This window comes from Microlunatus sp. GCM10028923 (assembly GCF_042666975.1).
In the GTDB taxonomy this organism is placed as follows: Bacteria; Actinomycetota; Actinomycetes; order Propionibacteriales; family Propionibacteriaceae; genus Microlunatus.
This window is the reverse complement of the sequence record NZ_JBHTFF010000001.1, coordinates 443,870-461,472: the sequence shown is the minus strand read 5'-3', so window position 1 is coordinate 461,472 and position 17,603 is coordinate 443,870. Positions and strand designations below refer to the sequence as shown.

The 17,603-nt window shown below is 71.5% G+C and carries 17 protein-coding genes; 4 read left to right on the top strand and 13 right to left on the bottom strand.

The genetic code is table 11. From position 1 onward, the window contains the following. Positions 1–5: 5 nt before the first annotated feature. Positions 6–1,670 carry a CTP synthase gene (locus ACFQU4_RS02045; protein WP_377486209.1) on the bottom strand — a complete coding sequence of 555 codons (1,665 nt, stop codon included), beginning with the start codon at positions 1,668–1,670 and terminating at the stop codon, positions 6–8. 125 nt (positions 1,671–1,795) lie between these two features. Here ACFQU4_RS02045 and ACFQU4_RS02040 point away from each other — a divergent pair, with 125 nt between their 5' ends. Genes ACFQU4_RS02040 through ACFQU4_RS02030 form a run of 3 tightly spaced genes read left to right on the top strand, consistent with a single transcriptional unit; the run spans position 1,796 to position 3,869 of the window. Further along, the gene (locus tag ACFQU4_RS02040) at positions 1,796–2,272 is read left to right on the top strand and encodes a nuclear transport factor 2 family protein (protein ID WP_377486206.1); all 477 of its coding nucleotides are present in this window, start codon (positions 1,796–1,798) and stop codon (positions 2,270–2,272) included. Continuing rightward, positions 2,269–3,057, top strand: a complete 789-nt coding sequence (locus tag ACFQU4_RS02035; RefSeq protein ID WP_377486202.1) for an SDR family NAD(P)-dependent oxidoreductase — start codon at positions 2,269–2,271, stop codon at positions 3,055–3,057. Before ACFQU4_RS02040 ends, ACFQU4_RS02035 begins: the two co-directional genes overlap by 4 nt. Further along, positions 3,054–3,869 carry an SGNH/GDSL hydrolase family protein gene (locus ACFQU4_RS02030; protein ID WP_377486199.1) on the top strand — a complete coding sequence of 272 codons (816 nt, stop codon included), beginning with the start codon at positions 3,054–3,056 and terminating at the stop codon, positions 3,867–3,869. The genes ACFQU4_RS02035 and ACFQU4_RS02030 overlap by 4 nt, the downstream gene beginning before the upstream one ends. 22 nt (positions 3,870–3,891) lie before the next feature. Here ACFQU4_RS02030 and ACFQU4_RS02025 read toward each other — a convergent pair whose 3' ends face one another. From ACFQU4_RS02025 to ACFQU4_RS02015, 3 genes are all read right to left on the bottom strand, one after another. Then, positions 3,892–4,845, bottom strand: coding sequence for a nucleotidyl transferase AbiEii/AbiGii toxin family protein (locus ACFQU4_RS02025; RefSeq protein ID WP_377486196.1), 954 nt, complete (start codon positions 4,843–4,845; stop codon positions 3,892–3,894). Continuing rightward, positions 4,842–5,393, bottom strand: coding sequence for a type IV toxin-antitoxin system AbiEi family antitoxin domain-containing protein (locus ACFQU4_RS02020; RefSeq protein ID WP_377486192.1), 552 nt, complete (start codon positions 5,391–5,393; stop codon positions 4,842–4,844). The genes ACFQU4_RS02025 and ACFQU4_RS02020 overlap by 4 nt, the downstream gene beginning before the upstream one ends. Positions 5,394–5,524: 131 nt before the next feature. Then, complete coding sequence (locus tag ACFQU4_RS02015) at positions 5,525–6,361, bottom strand: phosphotransferase family protein (protein ID WP_377486189.1); 837 nt, start codon at positions 6,359–6,361, stop codon at positions 5,525–5,527. 48 nt (positions 6,362–6,409) lie between these two features. On the opposite strand from ACFQU4_RS02015, the gene ACFQU4_RS02010 reads away from it, so the two are divergent. Then, on the top strand, positions 6,410–9,142 hold the full coding sequence (locus ACFQU4_RS02010; RefSeq protein ID WP_377486187.1) for an AAA family ATPase: 2,733 nt from the start codon (positions 6,410–6,412) through the stop codon (positions 9,140–9,142). 3 nt (positions 9,143–9,145) lie between these two features. On the opposite strand, the gene ACFQU4_RS02005 is transcribed toward ACFQU4_RS02010, so the two are convergent. The 9 genes from ACFQU4_RS02005 to ACFQU4_RS01965 all read right to left on the bottom strand — a co-directional run bounded on the left by ACFQU4_RS02005 (position 9,146) and on the right by ACFQU4_RS01965 (position 17,592). Further along, positions 9,146–9,784, bottom strand: a complete 639-nt coding sequence (locus tag ACFQU4_RS02005) for a DUF899 family protein (RefSeq protein ID WP_377486183.1) — start codon at positions 9,782–9,784, stop codon at positions 9,146–9,148. A gap of 56 nt (positions 9,785–9,840) precedes the next feature. After that, entirely contained in the window at positions 9,841–11,574 is a 1,734-nt protein-coding gene (gene recN / locus ACFQU4_RS02000) for a DNA repair protein RecN (RefSeq protein ID WP_377486180.1), read from the bottom strand. Positions 11,575–11,576: 2 nt separating this feature from the next. Further along, positions 11,577–12,530, bottom strand: a complete 954-nt coding sequence (locus ACFQU4_RS01995; RefSeq protein ID WP_377486177.1) for an NAD kinase — start codon at positions 12,528–12,530, stop codon at positions 11,577–11,579. After that, on the bottom strand, positions 12,527–13,291 hold the full coding sequence (locus tag ACFQU4_RS01990; RefSeq protein WP_377486174.1) for a TlyA family RNA methyltransferase: 765 nt from the start codon (positions 13,289–13,291) through the stop codon (positions 12,527–12,529). The genes ACFQU4_RS01995 and ACFQU4_RS01990 overlap by 4 nt, the downstream gene beginning before the upstream one ends. A gap of 24 nt (positions 13,292–13,315) precedes the next feature. After that, entirely contained in the window at positions 13,316–13,528 is a 213-nt protein-coding gene (locus ACFQU4_RS01985; RefSeq protein ID WP_377486171.1) for a hypothetical protein, read from the bottom strand. Beyond that, complete coding sequence (locus ACFQU4_RS01980) at positions 13,525–14,139, bottom strand: hypothetical protein (protein ID WP_377486168.1); 615 nt, start codon at positions 14,137–14,139, stop codon at positions 13,525–13,527. Before ACFQU4_RS01980 ends, ACFQU4_RS01985 begins: the two co-directional genes overlap by 4 nt. Before the next feature lie 89 nt (positions 14,140–14,228). After that, positions 14,229–15,239 (bottom strand): HAD-IIA family hydrolase, encoded by a 1,011-nt coding sequence (locus ACFQU4_RS01975; protein WP_377486165.1) that lies wholly within the window; start codon positions 15,237–15,239, stop codon positions 14,229–14,231. Positions 15,240–15,241: 2 nt separating this feature from the next. Next, the gene (locus tag ACFQU4_RS01970) at positions 15,242–16,462 is read right to left on the bottom strand and encodes a hypothetical protein (RefSeq protein ID WP_377486162.1); all 1,221 of its coding nucleotides are present in this window, start codon (positions 16,460–16,462) and stop codon (positions 15,242–15,244) included. Between the two features lie 23 nt (positions 16,463–16,485). Next, positions 16,486–17,592 carry a hypothetical protein gene (locus ACFQU4_RS01965; RefSeq protein ID WP_377486159.1) on the bottom strand — a complete coding sequence of 369 codons (1,107 nt, stop codon included), beginning with the start codon at positions 17,590–17,592 and terminating at the stop codon, positions 16,486–16,488. Positions 17,593–17,603 lie beyond the last annotated feature (11 nt).

Sequence of the window (17,603 nt, the reverse complement as noted above, 5' to 3'; positions counted from 1 at the left end):
TTCGGTCACTGAGACTCCATCGGCAGCCGCGCCGAGAGCTTGCGCTCCAGGGCCGCCTCGATCAGGCCCGCGAACAGCGGGTGCGGGTTGGTCGGCCGCGACTTCAGCTCCGGATGGGCCTGGGTGGCGACGAAGTACGGGTGCAGGTCGGTGGACAGCTCGACGAACTCGACCAGCCGGCCGTCCGGCGAGGTGCCGCTGATCACCAGGCCGGCCGCCTCCAGCTTGTCCCGGTAGGCGTTGTTCACCTCGTACCGGTGCCGATGCCGTTCGGCCACCTCGGTGCTCCCGTACCGCTTGGCCACCAGGGATCCCTCGGCCAACGTGGCCGGGTACGAGCCGAGCCGCATCGAGCCGCCCAGGTCTCCCTCGCCGGACACGATCGCGACCTGCTCGGCCATCGTGGCGATCACCGGATGTTCCGTGCCGGGGTTGAACTCCGAGGAGTCCGCGTCGGCCAGACCGGCAAGATCACGAGCGACCTCGATCACCATGCACTGCAGGCCGAGGCACAGTCCCAGAATCGGGATCTGGTTCTCCCGGGCGTACCGGATGGCGCCGACTTTCCCTTCCACACCACGGATTCCGAAGCCGCCGGGCACGCAGATGCCGTCCACCACGGACAGCACCTTGGCGGCGCCCTCCGCGCTGGCGCAGTCGTCCGAGGGCACCCAGACCACGTTGACCTTGGCCCGGTTGGCGAACCCGCCGGCCCGCAGCGCCTCGACCACCGAGAGGTATGCGTCGGGCAGGTCGATGTACTTGCCGACCAGGCCGATGGTCACCTCCTCGGTCGGGTTGTGCACCCGGTCCAGCAGGTCGTTCCAGCGGGTCCAGTCGACCGCGCGGTGTTCCAGGCCGAGCCGGCGCACCACGTACCCGTCGAGGTCCTGGGCGTGCAGCATGGCCGGCAGGTCGTAGATGCTCGGCACGTCGAGGTTGGAGATCACGGCCGAGTCGTCGACGTCGCACATCAGCGAGATCTTCCGCTTCACCGAGTCCGGGATCTCCCGGTCGCAGCGGCAGACGATGGCGTCCGGCTGGATGCCGACCTGGCGCAGCGCGGCGACCGAGTGCTGGGTCGGCTTCGTCTTCAGCTCGCCGCTCGGCCCGATGTAGGGCAGCAGCGACACGTGCAGGAAGAACACGTTGTCCCGCCCCACGTCGTGCCGGACCTGCCGGGCCGCCTCGAGGAACGGCAACGACTCGATGTCGCCGACGGTGCCGCCGACCTCGTGGATCACCACGTCGACGTCGTCGCCGCCCATGGCGAGCATCGACTCCTTGATCTCGTTGGTGATGTGCGGGATCACCTGGACGGTGTCGCCCAGGTAGTCGCCGCGGCGTTCCTTGGCGATCACCGACGAGTAGACCTTGCCGGTGGTGACGTTGGCCTCACCGGACAGGTTGACGTCGAGGAACCGCTCGTAGTGCCCGATGTCCAGGTCGGTCTCTGCGCCGTCTTCGGTGACGAAGACCTCGCCGTGCTGGAACGGGTTCATGGTGCCGGGATCCACATTGAGGTAAGGGTCCAGCTTCTGCATGGTGACCCGCAGACCTCGGGCCACCAGCAAATTGCCGAGTGACGAGGCGGTCAGTCCCTTGCCCAATGAGGAGGCGACACCGCCGGTGACGAACAGATGCTTCGTGATGCTTGCGCGATGTCCCACGGGCTTCCACCCTAGCCCGCCCGGGCCGGTTTCGACGAACGCCACGACTGGCGATTTCACGGATACCGCGGCAGGTGCCCGAATTCGTACCGTCGAAGCACCGAGATCACCCCAAGGAGACCGCGATGAACACCACCGAATCCACCCGGACCGCCGAGTTCCTGGCCGAGTTCCTGGACGCCTGGTGCGCCGCCGAGGCCGCCGGCGACGTGGCGGCGCTGGACCGCTACCTGGCCGAGGATTTCCTGGCCGTCGGGCCGCTCGGCTTCACCCTGAGCCGGCAGGACTGGCTGGACCGGCACGCCTCCGGCGCGCTGACGTACGAGAGCTTCGAGCTGTCGGAGCTCCGGACCCGGCAGTACGGCGACGTGACCGTCGTCGTGGCCCGGCAGAGCGGCACCGGCAGCTACCGGAACCCGGCCGCGCCGCCGCAGGCCCCGTCGGTGCCGGTGCCGGGCGCGACCCGGGTCACCCTGGTGCTGACCGGCGGCGAGCAGGGCCGGCGGCTGGCCGGGATCCAGCACAGCTTCATCGCCGGCACCCCCGGCGCCCCACCGATCCCCGGTGCTCCCGCCGGTGCCCCGTCCGGCGGACCGCGATGAACCCGCCACTGGACGGGCGGGTCGCCGTGGTCACCGGGGCCAGCCGGGGCATCGGCGCCGCTTGTGCCCGGGCCCTGGCCCGGGCCGGCGCGGCGGTCGTCCTGGCCGCCCGGACCGAGCAGGCCCTGACCGCGCTGGCCGACGAGCTCACCGAGGTGGGCGGCCGGGCGCTGGCGGTGCCGACCGATGTCGGCGACCCGGCCTCGGTGCTCCGGCTGGTCGAACAGACCGTCGGCGCGTTCGGCCGGCTCGACCTCGCGGTGAACAACGCCGCTGCCGGTGATCACCGGCCGACCCCGCTGGCCGATCTTCCGGTGGCCGCGTTCGACGCCGCGCTGGCGATCAGCCTCCGCGGGGTGTTCCTGGCCATGAAGTACGAGATCCCGGCCATGATCGACTCCGGCGGCGGCGTGATCATCAACATGGCCTCGACCGCCGCCGAGCACCCGCCGGCCGGACTGGCCGGTTACGTGGCGGCCAAGGCCGGCCTGATCGGGCTGACCCGCACCGCCGCCCTCGACTACGCCGCCGCCGGGGTCCGGGTGAACGCCCTGGCACCCGGGCCGATCCTCACCGAACAGCTGGAACGGGCCGGCGAGCAGGCCCAGCGCCAGGTCGCGGCCCGGTTGCCGGTACGCCGACTCGGCGACCCCGCCGAGGTGGCCGACGCCGTCGTCTGGCTGGCCTCCGACCAGGCCCGTTTCATCACCGGCGTCACCCTTCCGATCGACGGCGGACTGCTCGCCGGCATGCCGCCCTTCGCCCGACCGAACCAGGAGAAATGATCATGAACCCGATCGAGTTGTGGGTGCAGTTCACCCATTTGGAGAAGCTGTACGGCTACTTGCCCGGCATGGCCGCGGCGCAGCCGGCGATCTTCGGGCTGGCCCCGGAGACGTACACCAAGATCATCGAGGGCTTCGCGGCGGCCGCCCGCGGCGCGGCCGAGGACCTGCTGACCGACGACGACTTCGCGGCCGCAGTCGACGCCCTGCCGTTCCGGGAAGGTCAGACCGTGTATGTCGCCGGCGACAGCCTGACCGATGACAGCCAGTCCTGGGCGGAGATCCTGCGGGTGCTGCTGGAGCTGCGCAAGCCGGGCGTCACCTTGATCAACGGCGGGCTGTCCCAGCACACGACGACCATGGTGCTGCGCCGCTGGCCGGCCACCCTGACCGCCACCCGGCCGGACTGGGTGCTCTGCCTGCTCGGCGGCAACGACGTCACCCGGGTCGGCCCGGACCCTGTGAAGCCGCAGGTCAGCCTGTCCGAGACCATGATCAACTTGCGTGAGCTGCGCCGGATCGCCGAGCTGAAGTCGGTCACCGATTGGGTCTGGCTGACCCCGGTCCCGGTCGTCCCGGAGCGGGTCGCCGCCAACCCGGGCTTCCGGTTCGGGGAGTCGACCTGGGACAACGCCGACATCGTCGCCCTGGCCGAGGCGATGCGAGACCTGCCCGGCCCGCTGGTCGACCTGATCAAGATCTTCGGCACCCCGGCCGATCCCGACCTGCAGGGCCCGGACGGCGTCCACGTCTCCCTGGCCGGCCACCAGGCCATCGTCCGGGCCCTCGTCCGTCGACTGACGGTGGAATGATCATGAACCGGCGCGACCTACGTCAGGTCGCGTTCGCCAGCTCCATAATCCAGTCGTTGACCGCGGCCACGGCGTCATCCAGGCTCGACGCCACACCCGCATCGCGGGCGGCTCGCGCGTAGTCATTCAGCCAGTGCGGGTGCGCGACAACCCGCGGCGGCCAGTGACGGACTGGACGACCCAGCGTGTTCGCGTCGGCAGCCCGGGCTTCGAAGACCGCGACAGCCGCCTCGCGGATCTCATAGCTCGTCGGAGCCCCCTCGGCCAACACCAGATCCCGCAGCAGCAGTAAATCGACAACGTCACGCGGTCGATCATTGACCGATGCTGGCGGGTCATGCGGGTCAGAACAGGCATGAATCTTCTGCGCGATCTGATAGCGCATCGCTAAGGCCACGAGCACGTCCGGCGCAGGCAGGCCAAACGGATCGAGGGTTGGCGCCGGGATCGTCTCAGGAGTGGCACCAGCACCCCCTTCATCCGGGGCAAGCTCAACCTGCACCTTGCGCCACACTCGGCCTCGAAGACTCGCGAAGATGTACAGCCTCCGCGGTTTGATGACTCGAGCCGGAGTTGCGATGACCTCGACTTCGGAGCGAGTGAGCACCAGCGGGCCCCAAGGATCCACGAGGGTCTCGTCGAGCACGGCGAGAAATTCATCAATGTCGCCTCGCACGAGACCGTCCAGATCACTGGTGGCACGCGCACTCAAGCCGAGTCGATGCTGCAGCAACGTTCCACCCTTGAGCAGGAAGGAAGGAGTCCCCGCCGAGTCGACGGCACGCTGCAACGCAGCGACCACGACTGTCGATGCGACGAGCCAACCCAGTCGTCCGCCCGCGGCCGTTACCCCGAGGGCCCGTTCGGCATGGTTGATCCACTGCGACAGGATGGTGGCGCTCGCCGGCGGCTGGGCCTTCGCTTTCAGGTCTGCGAGCGTGCGGGGGCGATCATTTGCGCCCAACCCGCCAGTCATGACCGCACCTCCAAAGCGGTACGGAGCCGTTCCGCGTCGGCGCTCCGCACCGCTCCGGTGCGGGAACCTCGTTCGATCGCTTGACGCAGGAGATAGGTCGGCGTCCCGTCCCGGAGGCATTGCTCGATCGCAGTTGTCGGCGTGACGATCCGCATCTGATGCCACCAGGTGACCTGCCGCGCGGTGAGCTGCTCGACGTGGACGACGTAACGATCGTTGTCGCTGCGACGGATCCGGTGCCGCTGCGCAACTGTCACGTGGTAGCGCGAGGGATTGACGTCGCTGATCTCGTGCAGTTCCAGCGCGGATTCGTGACTAAGCGCGGCTTCAGGATCACCTGTTCGAAGGAGCGCGACTTGGTACGGCTCGTCGGCGACTCCAGGCAGGTGCGGATAGCGATAGATTCCGTGCGCGACGCGCTCGAGGCGGCCGCGCGCAACGAGGTTGTCGATCGCGCCAGCAGACAATCCCAGGTCATCAAGAGCTTGTTGCCTGGTGAGGAGTCCGTTCTGAGTCTCCGCGAGGTCACGCAACACGTCCCGAGCCATCACCCTCACCTCAGATCGCATGTCAAAAACCTATCACTTCTGATGCACTATTGACACAACCTCGCCTGCAGGTCCACCATCGTCTGCACGCTCGTCGACCGGCTCGGCCGAATCTGAGCGGACTCGCGGAATCAGAGCTGCCAGAGGTCGTCGGCGAGGTCGTCCAGGGTCGGGTAGGTCTGCAGGTCCAGGTCGGGACGGACCTGACCGAGCAGGTCGAAGGCGTCGAACTCCTGGCTCAGGGTGGCGCTCATGGCTCGGCGGACGAAGTCGTCCGCGCGCCAGCCGTACCCGTCCAGGAAGGCACCCAGCAGTCGTCGATCGGCATCGAAGAGGCCGAAGTGCAGGACCGGGAGTTCGTAGTGCGGGTCGGTCGCCTCGGCACCGCCCCAGTCGATGATGCCGGCCAGTTGATCATCGTCGACGAAGACATGATCAACACAGAGGTCGGCGTGGACCAACACGCGTTCCGACGGCTGGACGAGGTAGTCGTCGATCTGGGTGATCAGGTGTTCCGGCAACGTGCCCCAGGTCCGGTGGCGCCGGGCGGCACCGCGGCCATGATCACGCAGCCAGTCCCGCCGCAGCCGACCCACCGGAAGGATCGGCGAAAGCCGATGCACGGACTTGATCACCGATCCGAGGCGGTGGGCCAGGTCGAGCCGTTGCCGGTCCGTCAGGGAGCACTCCAGGACCGGCCGACCCGGTGATCGACTGAGCACCAGGTAGTCCCGATCACCGACCCGGCCGTGGGCCACCAGGTCCGGGACCGGCAGCGCACCGCTCGCGCCGAGCATCCGGTAGGCCGCGAGTTCGGTGTCGTGATCACGTCGGTCCGTCACCGGGAACAGCTTGACGACCACCTCGGCCGTCCGGACCACCGGAACCGTGCCGTCCCGGCGCAACTCGGGCTGATCGGCCGCGAACCCGAGCCCGTTGATCAACTCGAGGATCGGGCCGAGGTCCATCCGCCGATCCTTCCACGAGGGGCGCGGTCGGTCACTAGGCTTTATGGCGTGGTCGGCCGGAGCAGGGAACGCGCGCAGCTCGATCGCCTGCTGGACGAGGCCCGAGCCGGCCGTGGCGGCTCGCTGGTGTTGCGGGGCGAGGCCGGCATCGGGAAGTCCTTCCTGCTCCGGTACGCCGAGTCCGCCCCGGAATCAACCGCGCTGCGGGTCCTGCGGACGGCCGGTACGGTCCCGGAAGCCGAGCTCGGCTACGCCGGACTGCATCGCCTGCTCCGCCCGCTGCTGGAGTTGATCACGCTGCTGCCGGCGCCGCAGCAGGACGCGCTGCGGACGGTGCTCGGGCTGCGCGACGGGCCGAGCCCGGACCGGTTCCTGGTCGGGCTCGGCGTGCTCACCCTGCTGTCCGAGGCGACCTCGGATCCGGCCCGGCGCGGGCCGCTGCTCTGCGTGATCGACGACGCCCACTGGCTCGACGGGGCGACCCGGGAGGCGCTCGGGTTCGTCGCCCGGCGGATCGAGTCGGAGCCGATCGCGATGATCTTCGCCGAACGGGCCGAGTCCGGTGACGACGCGCTGGCCGGGCTGCCGGTGCTGCCGCTGTCCGGGTTGGATCGGACCGCCGCGACCGAGCTGCTGGAGTCCCGTACGGCCGCCGAGCCAGTCGCCTGGTCCGGGGCGGAGCGGGACGCCGTGGTCCGGGCGACCGGCGGCAATCCGCTCGCGCTGACCCAGCTGCCGCTGGCCGACCTGCCCCGGATCCGGGCCGGCGAACCGGTGCCGCTCGGCGAGGAACTGCAGCGCTCCTTCCTGGACCGGCTGCACCGCTGCTCCGACCAGGACCGGACGGTGCTGTTGCTGGTGGCGGCGGCCGGTTCGATTCCCGCGGCCGTGCTGGCGGAGGCGGCCGACCGGTTGGGCGTGCCGGTGGACCGGGCCGGGCTCGAGGACCTGATCCGGGACGTCGACGGCGAGCTGACCTGCCGTCATCCGCTGATCCGGTCGGCCTGCTACGGCGACGCCGACCCGGGCCGGCTGCGGGCGGTGCACGCGGCCCTGGCCGACGCCTACGCCACGGCCCCCGGCGCCGCTGCCGCCGACCGGCGCGCCTGGCACCTCGGCCGCTCGGTCACCGGCGTCCACGCCGACGCCGCCCAGGAGCTGGAGCGGGCCGGCGCGGCCGCCCTGCACCGGGCCGGTCCCGGTACCGCCCAGGCGCTGCTGCTCCGCGCCGCCGACCTCAGCCCGGACGACGATTCCCGGGACCGGCGGCTGATCGCGGCCGCCGATGCCGCGGTCCAGCTCGGTGATCATGAACGCGCGATCGAGGTGCTGGCCCGGACCCGACTCGGGGATCCGATCGAGACCGCCCGGCTGCGCGGCCTGATCGAACTGCGCCGCGGCCAGCCGGCCGACGCCCTCGACCTGCTCGAACCGGTACTCGACCCGGGCCTCGCCGCCGAGGCGCTGGCCCGCGATCCGGACCGGGTGGTCCGGCTGCTGATGGTGTACGGCGAGGCGGCGTTCCAGGCCAACCGCGCGGAACCGTACGCCCGCCTGGCCGCGGAACTCGAACGGCTGCCACTCGACGACCTGACCGGGCCACCCGGCGTGCTGCTGCGGATGCTGCGCGGATCCTGCCGGGCCCGGACCGGAGCGCCGCCAGGCCTGCACCCGGACGACCTGGACCGACTGGCCGACCTGGACGATCCGTACCGGCTGTGTTGGGCCGGCGGCCTGCTCTGGGGGCTCGGCGATCCGGGTGCCGGACGCCGGCTGCGGCGGGCCGCGATGCAACGCGCCCGCGAGCTCGGCGCGGCGGGCGCCCTGGCCTGGGTGCTGGACTTCGTGGTGGTCGACGAGGTCGGCGACTGCCGCTACGACCTGGCCGAGGCGTACGCCGAGGAGGGCCGGCGGTTCGCCGAGGAGACCGGCCAGCCCACCACGGCCTGCCGGCACCTGGCCTGGCTCGCGCTGCTCGCCTCACTCCGCGGCCGGGAAGCGGACGCCACGGCGCTCGCCGACGCCGCCCTCGGCGCCGCCGAGCGGCACCGGATGGCCGGCCCCGCCGCGGTGGCCCGGCGCGCCCTCGGCCTGCTGCACCTGGCCGCCGGCCGGCCCGCCGACGCGCTGCGCCAGCTGTCCGCCCTGGACCGCGGCGACGCCGGCCACCCCGGGATCCGCGTGTTCAGCTTCGCCGACCTGGTCGAGGCGGCGGTACGGGCGGGCGAACCGGACCGGGCCCGCGCGACGTACCAGCGGTTCACCACCTGGATCGAGGCCGGCGCAGCCCCCGAGCTGCGCGCCCTCGGCACCCGCGGCCGCGCCCTGCTCAGCGACGGTGAGCCGGCCCTCGCCGCCTATCGCGAGGCGCTCGCCCAGCACGCCGAGGGCGGCCAGCCGTTCGAGGAGGCCCGGACCCGGCTGCTCTACGGCGAACAACTCCGCCGGGACCGCCGTCCCTCCGACGCCCGGGCCGAACTCCGCGCCGCCGCCGACGCGTTCCGAAGGCTCGGTGCCACGGGCTGGGCCGAGCGTGCCGGCACCGAGCTCCGCGCCGCCGGCGGCAGCTCCCCCACCACCGGCGACACCGACCCGGCTCCCGCCCTGGACGGCCTGTCGCCCCAGGAGCTGCGGATCGCCATCGGCGTCGGCGGGGGCCTGACCAACCGGGAGATCGCCGCGCAACTCTTCCTCAGCCCGCGCACCGTCGACTACCACCTGCGCAAGGTGTTCCAGAAGCTCAAGATCAGTTCCCGCGCGGAGTTGATCAAGCTCACCTGACCGTCACCCGTAGGTCGGGTGCTGCGGCCAGCCCGCCGGCGAGTCCTCCCAGTCCTCCTGCCTCCCGTACACCGTGAGGTCGAGGATGTCGTGCGTGAACAGCAGCCGGTCCACGCCTCGCTGGGTGGTGCTGTAGGTGCGGTGGACCTGCTCCCCGTCCCGCAGGTACGTGCTCAGCAGGAACCCGCCGCCGGCACCGCTGTCCGCGGCGAACGACGTGCCCTTCGAGGACGCGATCGGCATCGTCCAGCCGCGCTGCTGCCGATAGCCGGCCAGCTGTTCGTACGGCATGTCGGACACGGTCGCCCAGCTCACGCCGCGGTCGGCCAGCCGAGTCAGCGCGGCCGGCGGGATGTTCTCACTGAACGCCGTACAGCCCGGGCAGAAGGCGTCCGGTCCGGCATCCATGAACTGGTAGACGACCAGCTGATCGCGGCCGTCGAACAGGTCCAGCAGGGTGACCGGCCCGTCCGCGCCCTGAAACTCGTAGGGCTCGGTGATCGCCACCATCGGCAGCCGGCGCCGCCGCGCCGCAAGCGCGTCCAGGGCCCGGGTCGCTTCCTTTTCGGCGGCGAGCAGGGCGTCCCGCTCCTGCTGCCATTCCTCCGCCGAGACGATCGGCGGTCGTGCGCTGTTGTTCATGATCGAACCTCCCTTTCCCTGGGGGAACGGAGCCGATCCGATCGTTTCGACCTCGGTCAGCCGGTTTTCGCAGGTTTCTTGCGCCGGGCGCGGGCCGGCTTCGCGGTCCGGGCCCGGTCCGCGGTCTCGATCAGCTCGCGGGCATGGGCCAGGGAGGAGTCGGTGGTGTCCAGGCCGGCCATCATCCGGGCCAGCTCGGCGGCGCGCTGGTCGTCGGCGACCCGCTGGACGCCACTGGTGGTGACCTGGCCGTCGTCGGCCTTGACCACCACGTAGTGCCGGTCGCCGAAGGCGGCCACCTGGGCGAGGTGGGTGACCACCACGACCTGGGCCCGCCGGGCCAGGGCGGACAGCCGACGGCCGATCTCGACCGCGACCTTGCCGCCGACGCCGGCATCGACCTCGTCGAACACGAACGTGCCACGGTTCCCCGACTCGGCGGCCAGGATCACCTCGATCGCCAGCCGGACCCGGGACAGCTCGCCGCCGGAGGCCACCTTGCCGAGCCCGCGCGGTTCGGAGCCGGGATTGGCGCTGAACAGCAATTCGACCGCGTCGGCGCCGTGCGGGCCGAGCTCGGTCTCGGTGACCGCGAAGCTGAGCCGGGCGTGCGGCATGGCGAGCGCGGCCAGTTCGGCCTCGACCAGGGTCGCGAAGGTGGCGGCCGCCTCCCGCCGGGCCTCGCTGATCCGGCCGGCCAGCTCCGCCAGTTCCTCGTCCAGGACGGCGATCCGGGCGGTCAGTTCGTCGATCCGCTCGTCGCCGGACTCCAGTCCGCCGAGCCGGTTCGCGGCCTCCGCCGCCCAGGCCAGCACCTCGTCGCAGTCGCTGCCGTACTTGCGGGTCAGGGTGGCCAGCTCGGAGCGTCGCTCGGCGATCTGCTCCAGCCGGCCGGGTTCGGCGTCGAGCCCGTCCAGGTAGTCGGCGGCGGCCGAGGTCAGTTCGGTCAGCGCGTACGACAGGTCCTGCACCCGGCCGCGCAGCTTCTCGGCATCGGGGTCGGTGGCCGCGAGGGTCTCGATCTCCTTGCGGGCGGCGGCGATCGCGCTCATCGCGCCGCCGGCCTCGTCCTCGCCGCCGGCCAGCGCGACCATCGCGGCCGCGGCCGACTGCCGCAGGTCGTCGCTGCGTTGCAGCCGGGTCGCCTCGGCCGCGAGGTCGGCGTCCTCGCCCGGCTGCGGATCGATCTTCTCGATCTCGGCCAGGCCGAACCGCAGCAGGTCGATCTCGCGGGCCCGGCTCTGGGCCTGCTCGGTGAGCTCGGCCAGTTCGGCCCGGGCCTGCTGGCGCTCCGCGTACCGCTCCCGATAGCCGTCCAGCGATCCCGACACCGCGTCGCCGGCATAGGCGTCGAGCAGTTCGCGCTGCCGGTCCGGGCTGGTCAGCCGGAGCTGCTCGGACTGGCCGTGGATCGTGATCAGTTCCTCGACCACCGCGCTGCCGGAGCCGACCGGCACCTGGGCGCCGCCGACCCAGCTCCGGGACCGGCCGGCCGCGGTGACCTGGCGGGCGACCAGCAGCTCGTCACCCTCGAGTTCGCCGCCCAGCTCGTCCACCCGGGAGCGGGTGGTCCGGTCCGGGCCGGTGAAGACGCCCTCCACCCGGGCCTGGCCGGCCCCGGTCCGGACCGCCTTCGGATCCGACCGTGCTCCGAGCAGCAGCCCCATCCCGGTGACGATCATGGTCTTGCCCGCGCCGGTCTCACCGGTGACCACGGTGAGCCCGGGGTCCAGTTCGATCGTCGCGGAGTTGATCACGCCGAGGTTGGTGATCCGCAGCTCGCTGATCATGGTCAGGTCCTCTGCTCGCCGGGTGGGCTGAAGTTCACCGGCCGGCGGGCGCCGCGCCAGCCCTCGACCTTGAGGCCGAACTTGTTCACCAGCCGGTCGGTGAACGGCGACTGGGAGAGCCGGGCCAGCCGCAACCGGTGCCGGCCCTGGCTGATCTCGATCCGCACCGCCGACCGGACGTCGGTGGTCCGGTGGCCGTCACACCAGACCACGGCATGGGTCTGGGAGCCGTCCAGCACCTGCACGACGACCCGGGACGACGGGCCCAGCACCAGCGGCCGGGCGAACAGCGCATGGGCGCTGAGCGGCACCAGCAGCAGCGCCTCGACCTCCGGCCAGATCACCGGACCGCCCGCCGAGAACGCGTACGCGGTCGAACCCGTCGGGGTCGCCACGACCAGTCCGTCGCAGGCCCAGCGGGACAGCGGCCGGCCGTCGATCTCGACCAGGACCTCCAGCATCCGCTCCCGGGCGGCCTTCTCGATCGACACCTCGTTGATCGCGAACGAACTCCAGGCCTCGGCGCCGTCCTGCACGGTGACGTCGATGGTCGACCGCTCCTCCACCGTGTACGACCGGTGGACGATGTGGTCGACGATCGCGTCGATCTCCGAGGACTCCGCCTCGGCGAGGAACCCGACATGGCCGAGATTCACGCCCAGCAAGGGAATGTCGGCGTTCACTACCCATTCGCCGCCGCGCAGGATGGTCCCGTCACCGCCGAGCACCACCATCAGTTCGCAGTCCGCGATCGGGTCCGCGGCGTCGGCCGAGACGATGTCGACGTCGACCGTCAGCCGGCCGGACCGGACGGCGGCGTCGTCGCCCGGCAGCACGGAGGTGATCCCGTGCCGGCTCAGGCCGGTGACCAGGCGCGAGGCAGCCGTGATCGCCTCGTCTCGCTGCGGATGGGTGAGCACCGCCACCCGGCGGCGCACCTGCTCGGCCTGACTCACGAGACAGAAGCATAGGTCGGGGGCACTGACAATCCCGGGGCGCGCCGCAGGTGGGCGAAGAACTCTTGGTTACCGGAGCCGCCCTGCACCCGGCTCCGAGCCACCCGGACCGCCTGCCAGCCGAGCTCCTCGGCGGTACGGAGCACGCCGGCGACAGCCGTCTCGTGCAGTCCGAGATCGGACACCACGCCGCCCTTGCCGAGGTCGGCCCGGCCCACCTCGAACTGCGGCTTGATCATGATCAGCATGGCCGCATCGTCGCGCAGCACGCGGTCGAACCGGACCAGCAACAGCCGGAGCGAGATGAACGACACATCGGCCACGAGCAGGTCCACCGGCTTCTGTTCCACGTGGCTCAGGTCGAGATCGCGCAGGTTGGTCCGCTCCCACACCAGGACCCGCGGATCGGACCTGATCGACGGCGCGATTTGATCATGACCGACGTCGATCGCGTACACCCGTTCGCACCCGGCCTCCAGCAGCACCTGGGTGAATCCGCCGGTGCTGGCACCGGCGTCCACGGCACGCCCGTACGGCTGCAGAGCGCAGTCCGCCAGGGCACCGAGCAACTTGTGCGCGCCGCGGGAGACGTAGTGATCACCGGACTCCACCGCGATCGGCGTCGAGGGGTCGACGTCGACGGACGGCTTGCCGACCACCCGGTCGGCGACCCGGACCCTGCCGGCGGTGATCAACTCGTGTGCCTGACCGCGGGACCGGGCCAGGCCGCGATCCACCAGCGCGCGATCCAATCGGACCACAGCGTTGTCGAGCAGGCCCGTCGATCAGGACGGGACGTCGGCCGTACTGTCGGCGGGCCGGTGCTGTTCGGACGGTTCGTGCAGCGCCGTGTGCAGCGCCTCGTGGACCCGGGCCAGCCGGTCGTGGTGCTCGGCGACCGGCTGGTCGGCCAGCCCGTCCAACTCGGTCAGCGCGGCGTCGATCTCCTCGACGTCGGTCCGCGGACGGGCGTTCTGATCATGGTGTGCTTCGGTCACTCGGTCGCCTTCTCTGCCTTCTTCGCCGGCGTGCTTCGCGCCGGCGCCTTCCTGGCCGGGGCCTTCGCCACGGTCTTCTTGGCTGCGGCCTTCTTGGCCGGAGTCTTCTTCGCAACGGCCTTCTTCGCCACCGCCGTCCGGACGGACTTCGTCGCTGCGGCGGTGGTGCGTACCGCGGCGGGAGCCGGCTCTGGCTCCGCCGTTTCGGTCGCAGCCGCGGCGGCCACGGGCGCCGGGCGGTCCCGCAGCTGGGCCAGTTCGGCCCGTGCGTCGGCCAGGCCGGAGGTCACCCCGGCGAGATCGGCGCGGGCCTCGGTCAGCCCGGTCCGCGCGTCCGCCAGTTCGGACTTGGTGCCGGCCAGTTCGGATCTGGTACCGGCCAGGTCAGACCTGGTGCCGGCCAGCTCGGCGCTGGCCGCGGCCAGTGCGGACCTGGTCTCGGCCAGTGCGGTCCGGATCCCGGTGAGTTCGGACCGCACCTCGTCGAGGTCCTCGGACCGAACCAGACCCAGCCGGCCGGAGGCCTTCTCCATCTCGGCCGTGATCGTTTGCTGCAGCGACCGCGCCGCCGCCCGAGCCTTCGCCCGGGTGCTGCGACCGATCCCGCCCACCGTATCCAGATAATTGTGTTTTGAGTCGACGACCACAGTTCTCCTCCCTCGGTAGAGTCCCCCGAGGTCGTACGTCAGCCCTACCGTACTCACAACGCGGGCAGCCTGCCCAGGGCCGAGAGCACATCGGCCGGATCCGCGGGGAGCCCGCGATCAGCCGCCGACCAGGCAAGATCAGCCGCCGCGACCAGCGCATCCAGGGCGCTGACCTGGTCCTCCGGCGCTTCGTCGAGGCTGAGCCGGCCGTCCCGCAGCCGGGCCGTGCTGCGTCCGCGGCGGGCCTGATCGCCGTCCCGCTGTACGGGCCGTGGCGGGTCCAGCAGCGCCGCCAGGTCGAGCCCGACGTGGGTCGGCCGCTCCCCCGGCCCCGCGGCCAGCAGTTCGGCCGGTCCGCAGGATCCACTCAGCACGAACAGGCTGTCCAGCCCGACCGCTTCGGCACCGGCGATGTCGGTGTCGAAGCGATCTCCGACGAAGATCGCCCGGGCGGCGCCCAGCCGGCGCAGCGTCTCGGTGATCAAGGGCGGGTACGGCTTGCCGGCGACCTCGGGCTCGACGCCGACCGCCGTCCGTACCGCAGCGACGGCGGCACCGTTGCCCGGCACGATGCCCCGATCGGTCGGCCGGGTCGGGTCCGTGTTCGTGGCGAGCCAGTAGGCGCCGCGCTGGATCGCGATCGCCGCCTCGTTGAGCTGGTTCCAGGTCAGATCGGTGCCGTACCCCTGGATCACCGCGATCGGATCGTCGTCGGCGGACCGCACCGCGACCAGGCCGGCCTCGGCCAGCGCCACCTCGACGCCGATGCCGCCGACCACCAGGATCCGGGCCCCGGCGCCGAACCGGTCGGCGAGCAGCCGGGCACCGGCCTGGGCCGAGGTCACCACGTCTTCCGTGGTGGCCTCGATGCCCAGCTCCCGGAGGTGTTCGGCGACGACTTCGGGGGTACGGGCCGCGTTGTTCGTGACGTAGCCGATCCGTACCCCGCGCTCCCGGAGCCGCTTCAGCCCGCCGGGCGCTCCCGGCACCGGCTCCGGGCCGAGATAGACCACCCCGTCCAGGTCGAACAGGGCAGCGTCATAGGCGTCGATCAGCGCTTCCATGATCAACGATCGCCGTCGGGCCGATCGGCCTCTTCGTGATCATCGGCCGCGTCGCCCGCGTCGATCGCGTCGTGATCACCGTCGGTCCCGTGATCGTCGCCGACCTCGTGAGCGCCCTCGGAATCCTCGCGGTCGTCGGCACCTTCGCGGTCGCCAGCGTCCTCGTGATCGTCGGCGTCCTCGTGATCGTCGGCATCCTCGCGGTCGCCGGCGTCCACGTGATCGTCGGCATCCTCGTGATCGTCGGCATCGTCGTGATCGTCAGCGTCGTCATGATCGTCGGCATCCTCGAGGTCACCGCCATCCTCGTGATCGACAGCGTCCTCGTGATCCCCGGCATCCTCGTAATCTCCGGCGTCTTCATGATCGTCGGCATCCCCGAGATCGTCGCCGTCCTCGAGATCGTCGGCATCCTCGAGATCGTCGGCATCCTCGGGATCGTCGTCGCTCTCCTGATCACCGCGACTGTCGTGATCATCGTCGCGATCGGCCTCGCCGCCGGGTTCGCCGGACCCGGACTGCTCATCGTCGTCTTCGTCCTCGTCGAGATCGAAGTCGATCGTGACGCCGTCCAGGGCGTCCCGGCGCTCGGCGGCGTCGGTGAGCTGCTCCCGGTCGAGGTCGGCGGCGGCCGCGAACCAGTCCCGGGCCGCCTTCTCGTCGCCGCGATAGGCCAGCACGTCCGCGTAGGCGTAGCGGAGCCGAGCGGCGGCGTTCCGGCCGGGCTCGGTCAGCCGCAGATCGTCCACAGCCGCACGGAGCAGCCGGGCCGCCTCGGCGTCCTGGCCGAGGTCGCGACGAGCGCCGGCCTCGACGATGATCATCTCGATCTGCTGCGCCGGGTCCAGCGGCAGTTCCTTGGCCTCGCGGCTCAGCTTCAGCGCCGCCTGCGGCTTGCCGAGCGCCCGCTCGCAGTCGGCCATCGCGGGCAGCACGTCGTGATTCCCGGACATCCGCCGGATCGCCCGGAACTCCGCCAGGGCGACCTCGTACTTCCCGGCCGCGTACGCGGTCTCCGCCGCCGCCTCGCGGACGATCGGCAGTCGCGCGGCACGGCGCCGGGCGGCCTCGGCGAACTCGTACGCCTGGTCCGGGTCCTCCTCGATCAGCCGACCGGCCATGATCAGGAAGCCGCCGACCTGCTCGGCCAGTTCCTTGGGCAGCCCCCGCAACTCGGCCCGGACCTGACGCGGCAACTCCGCCTGGCTGACGTCGGCGGGCACCCTGGGCTCCCGGGGCGGGCGGTTCAGTCCGGGCGGCGCTGCCCGGCCTTCCCGTCGTCCCTCGCCACCGCGGCGGTCCGTGCGGTCACGATCCGTACGTCCGCGGTCGGAACCACCCCGATCCGAGCCGCTCCAGTCGGAACGTCCGCGACCCGAACCGCCGCGGTCCGAACCGCTCCAGTCCGAACGCCCGCGCCCGGAACCGCCACGATCCGACCGATCCCGGTCGGTGCGGCCCCGGTCCGAGCCGCCCCTGCTCGAACCACTCCAGTCAGAACGCCCGCGATCCGAACCACCACGATCCGAACGACCACGATCGGAGCCACCACGGCCCGCACCGCTCCAGTCAGAACGTCCCCTGTCCGACCCACCACGATCAGAGCCACCGCGACCCGCACCGCTCCAGTCAGAACGACCCCTGTCCGACCCACCACGATCAGAGCCGCCACGGCCTCCACCGCTCCAGTCGGAACGACCGCGGTCCGACCCACCACGATCAGAGCCACCGCGACCCGCGCCGCTCCAGTCAGAACGACCGCGATCAGAGCCTCCCCGGTCCGAACGACCGCGATCGGAACCACCCCGATCGGAACCACCACGACCCGACCCACTCCAGTCAGAGCGCCCGCGACCCGAACCGCCACGGTCCGAACCGCCCCAGTCGGACCGACCGCGATCCGAACCACTCCGGCCCGACCCGCCCCGATCCGAACCACCGCGATCCGAACCACCCCGATCCGAACCACCGCGGCCCGCACCGCTCCAGTCAGAACGACCACGATCTGACCCGGCACGGCCGGAGCCACCCCGATCCGAACGGGGCCGGTCAGTGCGGTCGCGGTCGCGGTCGCCGCCGCGATCCCGGTCCGTACGATCGCGGTCCTTGTTGTCCCGCTCCGGGCGACCCCGGTCGTCGCCGCGGTTCGACCGGTCCTGGCCGGGCCGGTCCCGCCGGAAGCCGCCACCCTGGTTCGAACCCTTGCCGCGGTCGCCCGCAGGCCGATCCTGCTGCGGTCGATCCCGCCAGGGACGGTCTCCGCCCTGCCGTTCACCGCCTCGGCCGGACCCGGATCGATCGGACCGGTCCTGCCCGCCCGGCTCCGCGCGCCGACCGCGGCCGCGCCGGTCATCCGCGCGCCGC

What these genes read in the sequence shown, in the direction of transcription:
- recN (WP_377486180.1), bottom strand. Translation starts at nt 11,574, where the DNA reads ATGATCAGCGAGCTGCGGATCACCAACCTCGGCGTGATCAACTCCGCG.
- ACFQU4_RS02005 (WP_377486183.1), bottom strand. Translation starts at nt 9,784, where the DNA reads ATGAACAACAGCGCACGACCGCCGATCGTCTCGGCGGAGGAATGGCAG.
- ACFQU4_RS01975 (WP_377486165.1), bottom strand. Translation starts at nt 15,239, where the DNA reads ATGGAAGCGCTGATCGACGCCTATGACGCTGCCCTGTTCGACCTGGAC.
- ACFQU4_RS02030 (WP_377486199.1), top strand. Translation starts at nt 3,054, where the DNA reads ATGATCATGAACCCGATCGAGTTGTGGGTGCAGTTCACCCATTTGGAG.
- ACFQU4_RS02040 (WP_377486206.1), top strand. Translation starts at nt 1,796, where the DNA reads ATGAACACCACCGAATCCACCCGGACCGCCGAGTTCCTGGCCGAGTTC.
- ACFQU4_RS02035 (WP_377486202.1), top strand. Translation starts at nt 2,269, where the DNA reads ATGAACCCGCCACTGGACGGGCGGGTCGCCGTGGTCACCGGGGCCAGC.
- ACFQU4_RS02025 (WP_377486196.1), bottom strand. Translation starts at nt 4,845, where the DNA reads ATGACTGGCGGGTTGGGCGCAAATGATCGCCCCCGCACGCTCGCAGAC.
- ACFQU4_RS01965 (WP_377486159.1), bottom strand. Translation starts at nt 17,592, where the DNA reads ATGACCGGCGCGGCCGCGGTCGGCGCGCGGAGCCGGGCGGGCAGGACC.
- ACFQU4_RS02020 (WP_377486192.1), bottom strand. Translation starts at nt 5,393, where the DNA reads ATGGCTCGGGACGTGTTGCGTGACCTCGCGGAGACTCAGAACGGACTC.
- ACFQU4_RS02015 (WP_377486189.1), bottom strand. Translation starts at nt 6,361, where the DNA reads ATGGACCTCGGCCCGATCCTCGAGTTGATCAACGGGCTCGGGTTCGCG.